This window comes from Saccharothrix coeruleofusca (assembly GCF_017876325.1).
Taxonomy (GTDB): Bacteria; Actinomycetota; Actinomycetes; order Mycobacteriales; family Pseudonocardiaceae; genus Actinosynnema; species Actinosynnema coeruleofuscum.
In genome coordinates, this window is record NZ_JAGINV010000001.1 from 4,624,194 (window position 1) to 4,637,333 (window position 13,140).

Below are 13,140 nucleotides of genomic sequence, written 5' to 3' on the forward strand. Positions count from 1 at the left end.
AGGTTGGGCGGGTGCGCGCACTGCACCCGTTGATCAGGGCCGAAGCGGCCGACGCCGAGCGGGACCGCCGGATCACCCGGCGGGTCTTCCGAGCGCTGGTCGGGGCGGGTGCGACGCGACTGCTCGCACCCGCCCGCCTCGGCGGCGCGGAGCAGGACCTGCCGACGTGGGCGCGGACCGTGGAGGACCTCGCCCAGGCCGACGGGTCGACCGGGTGGACCGCGATGACCACCAGCGCCACCTCCGCGCTGGCGTGGCGGATGTCCGACGAGGGCGCCGAGGAGGTCTTCGGCGAGGCGTCCTCGGTGGCCGCGGGCACCGCCGCCCCGCTGGGCCGCGCCACCGAGGTCGAGGGCGGCCACCGGATCAGCGGCCGGTGGGGCTGGGGCAGCGCGGTGCCGCTGTGCGACTGGGTCGCGGGCGGCGCGCTGACCGACGCCGGGCCGGTGGTCGCGCTGTTCCCCGCCGCGGACGTCACCGTGCACGACACCTGGCACGCGGCCGGGCTGCGGGCGACCGCCTCGCACGACTGGGAGGTCGCCGACGTGTTCGTGCCGACCCGGCGGGCGGCGCGCGCGGGCGAGATCCACCTCGGCCACCCGCTGGCCGCGTTCCCCTTCCTGTCCTTCCTGGCCGTCGGCGTCGCGGCGGTGGGCATGGGCATCGCGCTGCGGGCGGTGGAGGAGATCGAGAAGCTGGCGGTGATCAAGACGCCGCAGCACACCTCCCAGCCGCTGGCCGAGCAGGCGGGCGCGCAGCTGGAGCTGGCCCGCGCGCAGGCCCGGCTGTGCTCGGCGCGGGCGTTCCTGCACGCGGAGCTGGCCGAGCGGTGGGAGCAGACCGCGGCGGGCCGGGCGGCCTCGGTGCCGGACCGCGCCCGGCTGCGGCTGGCGTGCGCGCACGCCGCGCGGGAGGCGGCCGAGGTGACCCGGATCGCGTTCGCCCTCGGCGGCGGGACCGCCGTGTTCGAGACCTCGGCGCTGCAGCGGTGCCTGCGGGACGCGCACGTGGCCGCGCAGCACACGCTGGTGTCCCAGCGGGTGTTCCAGACCTACGGCCGGGTGCGGCTGCTCGGGGAAGACTCGGACGACCGGCTCTGACCGGTTCTGCACCACGTTGCACGGCGCTGACCGGCGGAATTCCACCGCGCGGGCGATCGTTGACCACGGGGTGAGGCTTTCCGTGCTGGACCGGTCGCGCACCCGCGAGGGGCACTCCCCCGCCGAGGCGCTGCGCGACACCGTGGAGTTCGCCCGGCGGGCGGAAGCGCTGGGCTACCACCGGTTCTGGGTGTCCGAGCACCACGGCGTGCCCGGTGTGGCGGGCTCCGCGCCGACCGTGCTGGCCGCGGCCGTGGCGGCGGCCACCTCGCGCATCCGGGTCGGCACGGGCGGGGTGATGCTGCCCAACCACCGGCCGCTGGTGGTCGCCGAGCAGTTCGGCGTGCTGGAGTCGCTGTTCCCCGGCCGGATCGACATGGGGCTGGGGCGGTCGGTGGGGTTCACCGGGCCGGTGCGCCGGGCGCTGGGGCACGACAAGGACGACGCGGACCGGTTCGAGGGGCAGCTGGTGGAGCTGCTCGGCTACTTCACCGGGGCCAACGAGGTGCCCGGCCTGCCCGCCGAGGGCCTGCGGGTGCCCGCGTTCGTGCTGGCCACCGGCGCCGGGGCCGGGATCGCCGCGCGCCACGGCCTGCCGCTGGTGATCGGCGCGGTCCGGGGCGAGGAGCCGATGCTGCGGGCGGTGCGCGACTACCGGGCGGAGTTCCGGCCATCGCCCCTGGCCGCCGAGCCCTACGTCGTGGTGTCGCTCTCGGTCGCGGTGGCCGCGACCGCGGAGGAGGCGTGGCGGCTGCTGGTGCCCGAGGCGTGGGCGATGGCCCACTCGCGCACCCGCGGCGTGTTCCCGCCGCTGCGGCCCGCCGCCGAGGTGCTGGCCCTGCCGATGACCGCCCGCGAGCGCTCGCTGTTCGAGCAGTCGCTGCGCGGCCACCTCTTCGGCACCCCGGCCGAGATCGCCGAGTCGCTGGACGCGCTGGTGGCGCGCACCGGCGCGGACGAGGTCCTGGTCACCACCAGCACCCACGACCGCGCCGCCCTGCTCGACTCCTACCGCCTGCTGGCCGACGCCGCGGGCGGGCGGTGAGCAGGTTCAGTCGCGCTGCTGCTCGGCCAGGAAGCGCTCCAGCTCCGCCGCCAGCTCGTCCGCGCTGGGCAGCGGCTCGCCCTCCTCCAGCAGCAGGTTGTTCGTCGAGTCCTCGGCGGCCTCGGCGAAGGCGTCGTACTGGCGCTCCAGCGCCTCCACGACCTGCGCCACCTCCTGCGACTCGGCCACCTGCCGGGCGATGTCCGCGTCCGTGCGGCGCGCGGCCTCGTTCAGCGCCGCCGCCTGCAGCACCAGCCCGGTGGACTTGGCCAGCGCCTCCAGCAGGCTCAGCGACGCCGTCGGGTAGGAGCTCTGCGCCAGGTAGTGCGGCACGTAGGCGACCAGGCCCATCGCGTCGTGGCCCCACTGGCCCAGCCGCAGCTCCAGCAGCGCCGACAGGTGACCGGGCACCTGCACCCGGTTGAACGGCGAGGTCCCGGTGACCAGCTCGGGGCGGGTCGCGTGGGAGATCACCGACAGCTTGCGGGTGTGCGGCACGCCCATCGGGATGCCGTGGAAGCCGACCGCCAGGCGCACGCCCCAGCGGTCGATCAGCGCCCGCACCGCGGCGGCGACCGCCTCCCAGCGGCGGTCCGGCTCGGGGCCGGTGAGCAGCAGGAACGGCGTGCCCACGGCGTCGTGCAGCAGGTGCACCAGCAGCTCCGGCGCCGCGTAGTCCTCCCACCGGTCGGTGACGAAGGTCATCGCGGGCCGCCGTGCGCGGTAGTCGATGAGGTCGTCGACGTCGAAGCGCGCGATGACGCGGCTCTCGTGCGCCTCCAGCAGGTGCTCGACCAGCGCACCGCCGGCCGCACCGGCGTCCATGAAGCCGGCGAAGTGGTGCAGCAGCACCGCTCCGGTCAGGTCCGGGACGTCGGAGTCGACCTCGAACAGCTCCTCCGGGTCCAGCGCCACCTCGTGCCTCCCGATGTCCTCGCGTTTGCTCTTCCCCGCCACAACGCTCGGGACCGGTGATCCATTCCCGGAACCGCCGAGCGGTCGCGCCCGCTCCAGCCTGCACCCGGAGCGGTTGGGAGGAATACCGGGATCGCGCTGCCACCGCCGCGGGGTCGCCGTCACGGGTGTCGTCGCCCCGCGGCAAACCGCTTGACCTCCAGTTCCGTCGAGGTCTTACCTTCCCGGCATGGACATGGAAGTCACTGCCTGGACGTCGCTGTACCACGCGATGAACGCCCAGGACGACAAACGCCCGTTCTCGGTGGCGGGCCTGCGCCGAATATGGCGGTTCGCCGACGTGCGCCGATCGCGGTTGTGGCAGTACCTCGCGGTCAGCGTGGTGGGGGCGGTGCTCGCGGTGGTGACGCCGGTGCTCGCGGGCCGCGTGGTGGACGCGATCGTCGGCGGTCGGCCCTCGGGCGTGGTGCTGGGGCTGGCCGGGCTCATCGCGGTCATCGCGGTCGTCGAGGCGGCGCTGGGGCTGCTGGCGCGGTGGCTGTCGGCCAGCATCGGCGAGGACCTGATCCTGCGGCTGCGCACCAAGGTCTACGACCACGTGCAGCGGATGCCGATCGCGTTCTTCACCCGCACCCGCACGGGCGCGCTGGTCAGCCGGTTGAACAACGACGTGATCGGCGCGCAGCGGGCGTTCAGCGACACGCTGTCCAGCGTGGTGGGCAACCTGGTCACGCTGCTGCTCACGCTGGTGGTCATGATCAGCCTGTCCTGGCAGATCACGCTGCTGGCGCTGGTGCTGCTGCCGGTGTTCGTGCTGCCCGCGCGGCGGATGGGCACCCGCCTGGCGCGGCTGGAGCGGGAAGCCGCCAACCACAACGCGGCCATGAGCACGCAGATGACCGAGCGGTTCTCCGCGCCGGGCGCGACGCTGGTGAAGCTGTTCGGCCGCCCGGCGCGCGAGTCCGCCGAGTTCGCCCTGCGGGCGCGGCGGGTGCGCGACATCGGCGTGCGCGGGGCGATGGTGCAGACGGTGTTCATCACCGCGCTGACCCTGGTCTCCGCGCTGGCGCTGGCCCTGGTCTACGGCCTCGGCGGCTTCTACGCGCTGCGCGGCCAGCTCGACCCCGGCGCCGTTGTCGCCCTGGCGCTGCTGCTGACCAGGCTCTACGCGCCGCTGACCGCGCTGGCCAGCGCGCGGGTGGAGGTGATGAGCGCGCTGGTGTCGTTCGAGCGGGTCTTCGAGGTGCTCGACCTGCGGCCGCTGATCGTGGAGAAGCCCGACGCCCGGCCGCTGCCGGAGGGACCGGTGTCGGTGGAGTTCACCGACGTGCGGTTCTCCTACCCGTCGGCGGAGAAGGTCTCGCTGGCGTCGCTGGAGGAGGTCGCGGTGCTCGACACCCGCGGCGGCGCCGAGGTGCTGCACGGCGTGTCGTTCCGCGCCGAACCGGGTCAGCTGGTGGCCCTGGTCGGCTCGTCGGGCGCGGGCAAGTCCACCATCGCCTCGCTGGTGCCGCGGCTGTACGACGTGGACTCCGGTTCGGTGCGGCTGTCCGGCGTGGACGTGCGGGACCTGACCGCCGAGGCGATCCGCGAGGCCCTGGGCATGGTGACCCAGGACGGCCACCTGTTCCACGAGTCGATCCGGGAGAACCTCCTGCTGGCCCGCCCCGAGGCGGACGAGGAGGAGCTGTGGGACGTGCTGCGGCGCGCGCGGCTGGCCGACCTGGTGGCGTCGCTGCCCGACGGGCTGGACACCGTGGTGGGCGAGCGCGGCTACCGGCTCTCCGGCGGCGAGCGGCAGCGGCTGACCATCGCCCGCCTGCTGCTGGCGCGCCCCCGCGTGGTGATCCTGGACGAGGCGACCGCCCACCTGGACTCCACCTCCGAGGCGGCGGTGCAGGCCGCGCTGGGCGAGGCGCTGGAGGGCCGCACGGCGGTGGTCATCGCGCACCGGCTGTCGACCATCCGGGCGGCGGACCTGATCCTCGTGGTGGAGGACGGGCACGTGGTGGAGCGGGGGACGCACGCGGAGCTGCTGGCGGCGGGCGGGCGCTACGAGGAGCTGTACCGGACCCAGTTCGCCGAGCAGGTCCCGGTGTCCTGAGGTCGGGCGGCGGGGGGACGGCCGGGCCGCGCACGCGGAGTGCCCGAAGGGGTGGCCCGCAGGCCCGGCAACCACGAAAGCACGACTCAGAGTGCGCGAATGTTGAATTCGTGGTGTCTGGAGGTTCGACTCGCGGGGGGCGACACGCCCAACACGCCCATAGGTGGGTGGCACCGGGAGCGGGCGTTTGCTGGATATTGACTCGTATCGACGGCGGGAAACGCGGTTGGCCCGCGCCGGGTCGGTGCGCGAGAGTGCCGCATGCGAACCATCGGCTTGATCGGCGGCATGAGCTGGGAGTCGTCGGCGGAGTACTACCGCCTGCTCAACGAGGAGGTGCGGCGCAGGCTGGGCGGCCACCACTGCGCGCCGAGCCTGCTGCTGACCGTGGACTTCGCCGAGGTGGAGCTGTTGCAGCGCACCGGCCGCTGGGCGGAGGCGGGCGAGCTGCTGGCCGGGGCGGCCCGCGCGCTCCTGGCGGGCGGCGCGGAGCTGATCTTGTTGTGCACCAACACCATGCACAAGGTCGCGGACGCCATCACCGACGCCGTGGACGTGCCGTTCGTGCACATCGTGGACGCCACGGCGGCCAAGCTCGGCCCGCACCGCAAGGTCGGTCTGCTGGGCACGCGGTTCACCATGGAGCAGGACTTCTACCGCGACCGGATGCGGCGGCACGGCATCGAGCTGGTCGTGCCCGACGAACCGGACCGCACGCTCGTGCACGACGTGATCTACCAGGAGCTGACCCGCAACCGCGTGGAGCCCTCCTCGCGCGCCGCCTACCGGGAGGTGATGGCCCGGCTGGTCGAGCGCGGCGCGGAGGCGGTGATCCTGGGCTGCACGGAGATCACCCTGCTGGTCGACCAGTCCGACTGCGCGGTGCCGGTGGTCGACTCGACCCGCCTGCACGTCGAGGCGGGCGTGGACCTGGCGCTGAGCTAGTCACGTCCGACCGGCCCTGGTGCGTCGCGTGCGGCAGAGTGTGCGCATGGAACTGACGCCGCGCGCCGTGTTCGACCTGGCCCGCTCGACCGTCGAGACCGCCGTCTCCGTGCCGGGCCGGGTGCTGGGCCTGCTGGAAGCCGCCGAGTCCGTGGTCCGCCGGGCCGACGACCTGGTCACCCGCACCGAGGGGGTGCTGGCCGAGACCGAGGCTCTGGTGGCCCGCGCGTCGGCGGTGACCGCCACCGCCGAGGTGGTCACCGCCGACGTCGGCGAGCTGTCGCGGACCTCGCGCGAGCTGGTGGACGTCTACGCTCCCCTGGCCCAGCGCGCCCAGCCGCTGGCGGCCCGGTTCGTCGAGGAGCTGACGCCGCAGGAGGTGGAGGCGGCGGTGCGGCTGGTGGACCAGCTGCCCGAACTCGCCAGGCACATGGCGGAGGACGTGCTGCCGATCCTGGCCACGCTGGACCGCGTCGGCCCGGACATCCACCAGCTGCTGGACGTGGTCAACGACATGCGGCAGGCGATCCTGGGCATCCCCGGCTTCGCCTTCATGCGCCGCCGGGGCGAGGAGAAGGAGGACCGGGGCGAGACCTGACCGTCACAGCACCCGTTCCAGCAGCCGCAGCGGCGCGTGCCGGTACACGGGGGCCAGCAGCCGCCACGGCCACGCGGGCACGCAGGCGGTGGCCACCTCGCGCTCGATGGCCCGCACCATCGCCCGCACGCCCACCTCCGTGCTGGTGATCAACAGGGCGTCCTCGGGGTTCATCTCGGAGCGGATGTAGCCGGGCAGGATGGCGCTGACCCGGATCGGCGTGCGCAGCGCGTCCATGCGGATGCCCTCGGCCAGCGAGGACACCGCCGCCTTGGTCGCGGCGTAGGCGGCGGCGCTGCGCGGCATCCCGCGCAGCGCGCCGAGGGACGAGATCAGCACCAGGTGCCCGGCTCCCCGCGCGTAGAACAGCTCCATCGCGGCTTCGGCCTGGGCGAGCGCGCCGATGAAGTTCGTCTCCGCGGTGCGCCGGTTGGCCTGGAAACCGCCGGTGCCCACCTTGCGCCCCTTGCCGATGCCCGCGTTGACCACCACCCGGTCCAGCCCGCCCAGCTCCTCGGCGAAGGAGCGGAAGACCGCGAACACCGCGTCGTGGTCGGTGACGTCGAGCTGCCGGGTGGCGACGGTGATGCCGGGGTGGGCGGCGGTCAGCTCCTCGCGGAGCCGGTCGAGCCGGTCGGTCCGCCGCGCGCACAGCGCGAGGTCGCGGCCCATCGCGGCGAACCGCCTGGCCATCCCCTCGCCCAGGCCGGAGCTGGCACCGGTGATCAGGATCTTCTTGCGCACCACCGGAGCCTAGCGGCACGTCGCGCCCGCGGGCAGGGGTGTCCAAAGTGGAAGGTCACTGAGCGCTTCCTCCGCCGTCACCAGGTGTCGCCTGCGCCCGGAGCGGGTACCCGCCGCGCATGAGGTGGCGCACCGGTGTGCTCGTGACAAGCGCGGTCCTGACGGTGGTGGCGGTCGTCGCGGTGCTCGGCCTGACGAAGGTGTGGAACCCCTTCGGCACCGACACGGTGGACCGCGGTCAGCCCGCGGTGCTGCAGTCGCTGCGCGACCTGAGCCAGTACCACGCCTCGGCGGGCGACTACCAGGTGGTGCTCGACATCGAGAAGGACGTGCGCTACGTGCCCAGCGCCCTGGCGGGTCAGCGGACGCTGTTCGTGGCGGCGGGCACGGTGAACGCCTACGTCGACTTCGGCCGCCTCACCGAGGAGTCGATGAGGATCTCCCAGGAGAACCGGACCGTCGAGCTGACCCTGCCCGAGCCGGTGCTGGACAAGCCGAACCTCCACCAGGACAAGTGCTACGTCTTCGCCCAGGAGCGCGGTCTGTTCGACCGGTTGGCCTCGCTGGTGGAGACGCAGGACCAGCAGCCGTTCTACGTCGCGGCGGAGCAGAAGATCGCCGACGCGGCCAAGGAGTCCGGGCTGGCGGAGCGCGCCGAGGACAACACCCGCAAGATGCTCACCGGGATGCTGACCGCGCTGGGCTACCAGGTCACCTTCCGCCAGGCGGCGGATTAGCGCCCGCGCTCGGTTCGCGGGGGGCGAGGAGGGCGGTGACCAGGTCGCGGGCGTAGCCGGTGCCGAAGGAGCCGCGGCGGAACAGGATGCGGTACAGCATCGGCGCCACGACGCGGTCGATGACCTCCTCCACGTCGGGTGCCCGCTGGCCCCGGTCGGCGGCGCGGGCGAGGATGATCGCGATCTGCGCGGCCGCGTAGTCCGAGCACTGGCCCGCGTTGTCCCCGTCCGGGTCGCCGAGCAGGGCGTCGCGCACATAGGCGCGGCCCGGTGGGGACGCCATCTCCTCCAGGAACTGCTCCGCCCACGCCGCCAGGTCGGCCGCCAGGTCCCCGTGGTCCTCGGGCGGCCCGTCCGGCCGCAGCCGCTCGACGGCGACGTCGGACAGCAGCTCCTGGAGGTCGCCCCAGCGGCGGTAGACGGTGGACGGGGTGACGCCCGCGCGCGCGGCGATCAGGGGCACGGTCAGCGCGCCGCGCCCCACTTCCGCTTCCAGCTCGCGCACGGCGGCGTGCACGGACTCCTGGACCCGCGCGCTGCGCCCGCCGGGCCGCACCATCGGTCTGGGACTCACCACACCACCTTAAAGCAAAATCCTTGCGTCAAGCCGCGAGCACGACTTACGCTCACTAAAGCTAAGAATTAGCTTTAGTGAGGAGGCTGTCGTGGAACACCGCTGGAACCACCTGACCGCACCGGAACTGCGCGCGCTGGCCGAGCGCGACGCCGTCGTGCTGCTGCCGGTGGGCTCGACCGAGCAGCACGGCGAGCACCTGCCCACCGGCGTGGACGACTTCCTGGCCGCCGAGGTGTGCCTGCGGGCCGCCGCCATGGCCCCCGTGCCGGTGGTGGTGGCCCCCTCGGTGTGGTGCGGCCTGGCCGAGCACCACATGGCCTTCGGCGGCACCCTGACCCTCTCGCTGCCGACGCTGCACGCGCTCCTGCGCGACCTCTGCCGGTCCGTGCTGCGCGCCGGGTTCGGCCGCGTCCTCATCGTCAACGGGCACGGCGGCAACGTCACCGCCCTGAACGCGCTGGTCAACGAGCTGACCGCGGAACTGGGCGCGCCGCTGGCGGTCACGAGCTACTTCACCGCCGGGAAAGCGGTGATCGAGCGAACGCTCCAGACGCAGGACCAGCTCATGCACGCCTGCGAGGGCGAGACGTCGATGGCGCTGGCGGCCTTCCCCGGACTGGTGCGCGCGGAGAAGGTCCCCGCCGCCGTGGGGCCCACGATCTCCTTGCAGTCCGAGGACAGCGCCCCGGTCCACCGCTCCATCCCGTTCGAGCGCATCGCGCCGACGGGCACGGCGGGCGATGCCCGCACCGCCTCGGCGGCCAAGGGCGAGCGGTTGCTCGACGGCTGCGCGCGCGCCCTGGCCGACCTGTTGGCGGGCATCTGGGAGCGGTGACCGGGGCGGCGCGTCAGGCGACCGGCGCGAGCCGGGGGGCGGTCCCGGTCCGCTCGTACGCGTGCCCGAGGCGCAGGAGCACGGCCTCGCCCAGTGGCCGCCCCATGAGCTGCATCCCGATCGGCAGGCCCGCCCGGTCCTGGCCGACCGGCACGGTCAGCGACGGCACGCCTGCGATGTTGGCGGGGGCCGACAGGCGCACGTAGGCGTCGGAGACGGTCTCCACCGCGCCGTCGGGCCAGGTGACCGACTCCCGCCCCACTTCGACGGCGGTCAGCGGCACGGTCGGGGCGGCGATCGCGTCGACCCCGTCCAGCACGTCCAGCCAGGCCCGCCGCATGAGCGTGCGGGCGCGCTGGGCGCGCAGGTAGTCCCCGGCCGAGAGCAGCGCCCCCGCTTCGAGCAGGACGCGCACGTCGTCCGCGTACAGCTCGGGGACCGACCGCAGCGTCCGCTCGTGGTAGGCGGTGGCCTCGGGGACCATCAGGCCCCAGTGGGTCGCCTGGATGTAGCGGGTCATCGGGATCTCGACCTCGACCAGCCGCGCCCCCAGCTCCTCCAGCCGCGCGACGGCCGCGCGGACAGCGGCTTCGACTTCGGGGTCCACGTGGTCGAAGTAGTAGTTGACCGGCACGCCGACGCGCAGCCCCCGCAGGTCCTCGTCACGCGGGTGGTCCGCGAAGGACTGGGCGCGGTCGGGGGCCACGAGAGCCGCCAGCACCAGGCCCGCGTCCTCGACCGTGCGCGTGATGGGGCCGACGTGGTCCAGCGACCACGACAGCGAGGTCACCCCGCGCCGGGGGACCAGGTCGTAGGTCGGCTTGAGGCCCACCACCCCGTTCAGCGCGGCGGGCACCCGGATCGAGCCGCCGGTGTCGGTCCCCAGCGCGAAGGTCGCCGCCCCGGCGGCCACGGCGACCGCCGACCCGCCGCTGGAGCCGCCCGCGATCCGGCCCCGGTCCCACGCGTTGCCGGTCTGCGGCGTGATCAGGCCGTAGGCGAACTCGTGCGTGTGGGTCTTGCCCACCAGCGCCGCGCCCGCCGCGGCCAGTCGCGCGGCCACCGCGCTGTCCGCCTCGGCCCGGTGGTCGGCCCGGACCCGCGAGCTCGCCGTGGTCGCCACGCCCGCGACGTCGATCAGGTCCTTGAGCGCCATCGGGATGCCGCGCAGCGGACCATCCACCGCGCTCTCAGCCCGTCGGGCGTCGCGGCGGGCGCGCTCGGGGGTCACCTCGACGTAGGCGTGCAGGTGCGGCTCCACCCGGTCGATCCGCTCCAGCACCGAGTCCACCAGCTCGACGGGGGACAGCCGGCGGGCGCGCACCTCCTGCGCGGCCTCGGCGAGGGACAGCTCATACGGCCGCATCGAAGTCCTCCTCCGCGCGGTAGACGGCGGACGGGGGCGTGTCGCCGAAGTCCAGCTCACGCAGGACGGAGACGACGGAGTGCACGTGGTTGGCGACGTCGGCCACCGTGGCGAGCCGGTCGTGCGGCAGCGGGAGGCCGGCTCGCGTCGCCCAGCGGGCGACCTCCGGCGGGGTGAGCTCTGGACTGGACATGTGCACCTCTCGATAAAAGCTAAGGGTTTGCGTTAGAAGACGATAGGGCCTATCGTGCCTTAACGCAAAGTCATTGCTTTAGCTTCGACTGCGGGAGGAAGCAGACATGCAGGGAGCACGAACCGCCGGTCCCGCGCCCGCCTGGTCCGTCGGCGACATCACCGTGCACCGGGTGGACGAGGCGGTGCTGACGGGCCCGGTCGGCCGGTGGCTGCTGCCCGGCGCGACCGAGGAGGTCGTCGCCCGGCACGACTGGCTGCGGCCCGACTTCGCCGACGACGCGGGCGTCCTGCGCCTGGCCACCCACAGCTTCGCCCTGCGCGCGGGCGGGCTGCGGATCGTGGTCGACACCGGCATCGGCAACGGCAAGACCCGCGCCAACCCCGCCTGGCACGACCTGCGCACCGACTACCTCGACCGGCTCGCGGCGGCCGGTTTCCCGCCGGAGTCGGTCGACCTGGTGGTCACCACCCACCTGCACACCGACCACGTCGGCTGGAACACGCGCGCGGTGGACGGCGAGTGGGTGCCCACCTTCCCCAACGCCCGCTACCTCGTCTCCCGCGCCGAGCGGGAGTTCTGGGCCGGGTACGACATGGACGAGCCGCGCAAGCAGATGTTCCGCGACTCGGTGCACCCGGTCGAGCAGGCGGGGTTGCTCGACCTCGTCGACGTCCCCGCCGACGGGCTCGACGTCGTCCCCGGCGTGCGGCTGCTGCCCGCGCCCGGTCACACCCCCGGCCACGTCGCGGTGCGGCTGGACGACGGCGGGCGCACGGCGCTGATCACCGGTGACTGCCTGCACCACCCCGTGCAGCTGCCGCACCCCGACATCAGCAGCTGCGTGGACATCGACCCGGTGCTGGCCGAGACCACCCGGCGCGACCTGCTCGCCCGGCTCGCGGACACCGGCACGCTGCTGCTGGGCAGCCACTTCCCGCCGCCCACCGCCGGGCGGGTGGTCGCGCGCGGGGACGCCTACCGGCTGGTCCCCGCGCCCCCGGACGAGCGGGCCGCCTAGGCTGCCGGTCGATGAGGCGCAAGCAACGACCACCGCTCCCCCAGCGCCACGGCCTGGACCCGGCCCGCCTGCGGATGCCCGACGACGGTCCGTGGACGACGCTGCGCGACCACCTGCTCGACCGCCTGCCCAAGGTCGCGCCCGAGCGCATCGACGCGCTGCTGGCCGAGGGCCGGGTCCACGACCTCGACGGCCCGCTGCCCGCCGACGCGCCCTTCGTCCCCGGCAAGTCGGTGTGGTTCCACCGAGACCTGCCCGAGGAGACGCCGGTGCCGTTCGAGATCGGGGTGGTGCACCGGGACGAGGCAATCCTGGTGGTGGACAAGCCGCACTTCCTGGCCACCATCCCCAGGGGCAAGCACGTCGTGGAGACCGCGCTGGTGCGGCTGCGCCGGGACCTGGGTCTGCCGCACCTCATCCCGGCGCACCGGCTCGACCGCGCCACCGCCGGGCTGGTGCTGTTCGTGGTCGATCCCGCGCTGCGCGGCAAGTACCAGCTGCTGTTCAAGGACCGCGCGGTGGTCAAGGAGTACGAGGCGATCGCCCGCCACGACCCGGACCTGGCGCTGCCCACGACGGTGCGCAGCCGCATCGAGAAGGTCAAGGGCGTGATCACCGCCCAGGAGGTGCCCGGTCCGCCCAACGCGGAGACCCGCGTGGAGCTGGTCGAGCACCGCGACGGCTGGGCCCGCTACCGCCTGCTGCCCACCACGGGCCGCACGCACCAGCTGCGCCTGCACCTGAGCGGGTTGGGCATCCCGATCCGGAACGACGACTTCTACCCGGTGCTGACCGAGAAGCCGCTGGACGACTTCACCGATCCGCTGCAGCTGCTGGCCAAGGCGCTGGAGTTCACCGACCCGGTCACCGGCGAGCGCCGCCGCTTCGACAGCCGCCTGGAACTGCGCCTGTGAAGCGGCGGACCCGGCTCGCGGCGACGGGTTCGGTCGCCACGGGCCG

Annotated in this window: 14 protein-coding genes; 9 read left to right on the top strand and 5 right to left on the bottom strand. The window is 73.9% G+C overall.

Annotation, left to right across the window (positions count from 1 at the left end):
* The first annotated feature begins 11 nt into the window (after positions 1-11).
* Both JOF41_RS20415 and JOF41_RS20420 read left to right on the top strand, forming a co-directional pair.
* The gene (locus JOF41_RS20415; RefSeq protein WP_209621209.1) at positions 12-1,100 is read left to right on the top strand and encodes an acyl-CoA dehydrogenase family protein; all 1,089 of its coding nucleotides are present in this window, start codon (positions 12-14) and stop codon (positions 1,098-1,100) included.
* A 70-nt stretch (positions 1,101-1,170) separates the two neighbouring features.
* Positions 1,171-2,145, top strand: coding sequence for an MsnO8 family LLM class oxidoreductase (locus JOF41_RS20420; protein WP_209621211.1), 975 nt, complete (start codon positions 1,171-1,173; stop codon positions 2,143-2,145).
* A 6-nt stretch (positions 2,146-2,151) separates the two neighbouring features.
* Here JOF41_RS20420 and JOF41_RS20425 read toward each other — a convergent pair whose 3' ends face one another.
* Positions 2,152-3,060, bottom strand: a complete 909-nt coding sequence (locus JOF41_RS20425; protein WP_209621213.1) for a proteasome assembly chaperone family protein — start codon at positions 3,058-3,060, stop codon at positions 2,152-2,154.
* Between the two features lie 229 nt (positions 3,061-3,289).
* On the opposite strand from JOF41_RS20425, the gene JOF41_RS20430 reads away from it, so the two are divergent.
* From JOF41_RS20430 to JOF41_RS20440, 3 genes are all read left to right on the top strand, one after another.
* Positions 3,290-5,164, top strand: a complete 1,875-nt coding sequence (locus JOF41_RS20430) for an ABC transporter ATP-binding protein (protein WP_209621216.1) — start codon at positions 3,290-3,292, stop codon at positions 5,162-5,164.
* Positions 5,165-5,425: 261 nt separating this feature from the next.
* Positions 5,426-6,109 (top strand): aspartate/glutamate racemase family protein, encoded by a 684-nt coding sequence (locus tag JOF41_RS20435; protein WP_189224765.1) that lies wholly within the window; start codon positions 5,426-5,428, stop codon positions 6,107-6,109.
* 46 nt (positions 6,110-6,155) lie between these two features.
* Positions 6,156-6,707, top strand: coding sequence for a hypothetical protein (locus JOF41_RS20440; protein ID WP_189224766.1), 552 nt, complete (start codon positions 6,156-6,158; stop codon positions 6,705-6,707).
* Between the two features lie 3 nt (positions 6,708-6,710).
* On the opposite strand, the gene JOF41_RS20445 is transcribed toward JOF41_RS20440, so the two are convergent.
* Positions 6,711-7,451 carry an SDR family oxidoreductase gene (locus JOF41_RS20445; protein ID WP_189224767.1) on the bottom strand — a complete coding sequence of 247 codons (741 nt, stop codon included), beginning with the start codon at positions 7,449-7,451 and terminating at the stop codon, positions 6,711-6,713.
* A gap of 143 nt (positions 7,452-7,594) precedes the next feature.
* On the opposite strand from JOF41_RS20445, the gene JOF41_RS20450 reads away from it, so the two are divergent.
* A complete protein-coding gene (locus tag JOF41_RS20450) occupies positions 7,595-8,188 on the top strand; it encodes a DUF4230 domain-containing protein (protein WP_306344684.1) in 594 nt (197 codons plus the stop codon).
* On the opposite strand, the gene JOF41_RS20455 is transcribed toward JOF41_RS20450, so the two are convergent.
* The gene (locus JOF41_RS20455) at positions 8,163-8,762 is read right to left on the bottom strand and encodes a TetR/AcrR family transcriptional regulator (protein WP_209621219.1); all 600 of its coding nucleotides are present in this window, start codon (positions 8,760-8,762) and stop codon (positions 8,163-8,165) included. The two genes, JOF41_RS20450 and JOF41_RS20455, sit on opposite strands and share 26 nt — an antisense overlap.
* A gap of 91 nt (positions 8,763-8,853) precedes the next feature.
* Here JOF41_RS20455 and JOF41_RS20460 point away from each other — a divergent pair, with 91 nt between their 5' ends.
* Positions 8,854-9,600 (top strand): creatininase family protein, encoded by a 747-nt coding sequence (locus JOF41_RS20460; RefSeq protein ID WP_209621222.1) that lies wholly within the window; start codon positions 8,854-8,856, stop codon positions 9,598-9,600.
* A gap of 13 nt (positions 9,601-9,613) precedes the next feature.
* Here JOF41_RS20460 and JOF41_RS20465 read toward each other — a convergent pair whose 3' ends face one another.
* Both JOF41_RS20465 and JOF41_RS20470 read right to left on the bottom strand, forming a co-directional pair.
* Positions 9,614-10,966 carry an amidase gene (locus JOF41_RS20465; RefSeq protein ID WP_209621225.1) on the bottom strand — a complete coding sequence of 451 codons (1,353 nt, stop codon included), beginning with the start codon at positions 10,964-10,966 and terminating at the stop codon, positions 9,614-9,616.
* A complete protein-coding gene (locus JOF41_RS20470) occupies positions 10,953-11,159 on the bottom strand; it encodes a hypothetical protein (RefSeq protein WP_189224770.1) in 207 nt (68 codons plus the stop codon). The genes JOF41_RS20465 and JOF41_RS20470 overlap by 14 nt, the downstream gene beginning before the upstream one ends.
* Before the next feature lie 106 nt (positions 11,160-11,265).
* Here JOF41_RS20470 and JOF41_RS20475 point away from each other — a divergent pair, with 106 nt between their 5' ends.
* Positions 11,266-12,180, top strand: coding sequence for an MBL fold metallo-hydrolase (locus JOF41_RS20475; RefSeq protein WP_209621228.1), 915 nt, complete (start codon positions 11,266-11,268; stop codon positions 12,178-12,180).
* Positions 12,181-12,191: 11 nt separating this feature from the next.
* Complete coding sequence (locus JOF41_RS20480) at positions 12,192-13,094, top strand: pseudouridine synthase (RefSeq protein WP_209621231.1); 903 nt, start codon at positions 12,192-12,194, stop codon at positions 13,092-13,094.
* The last annotated feature ends 46 nt before the right edge of the window (positions 13,095-13,140 follow it).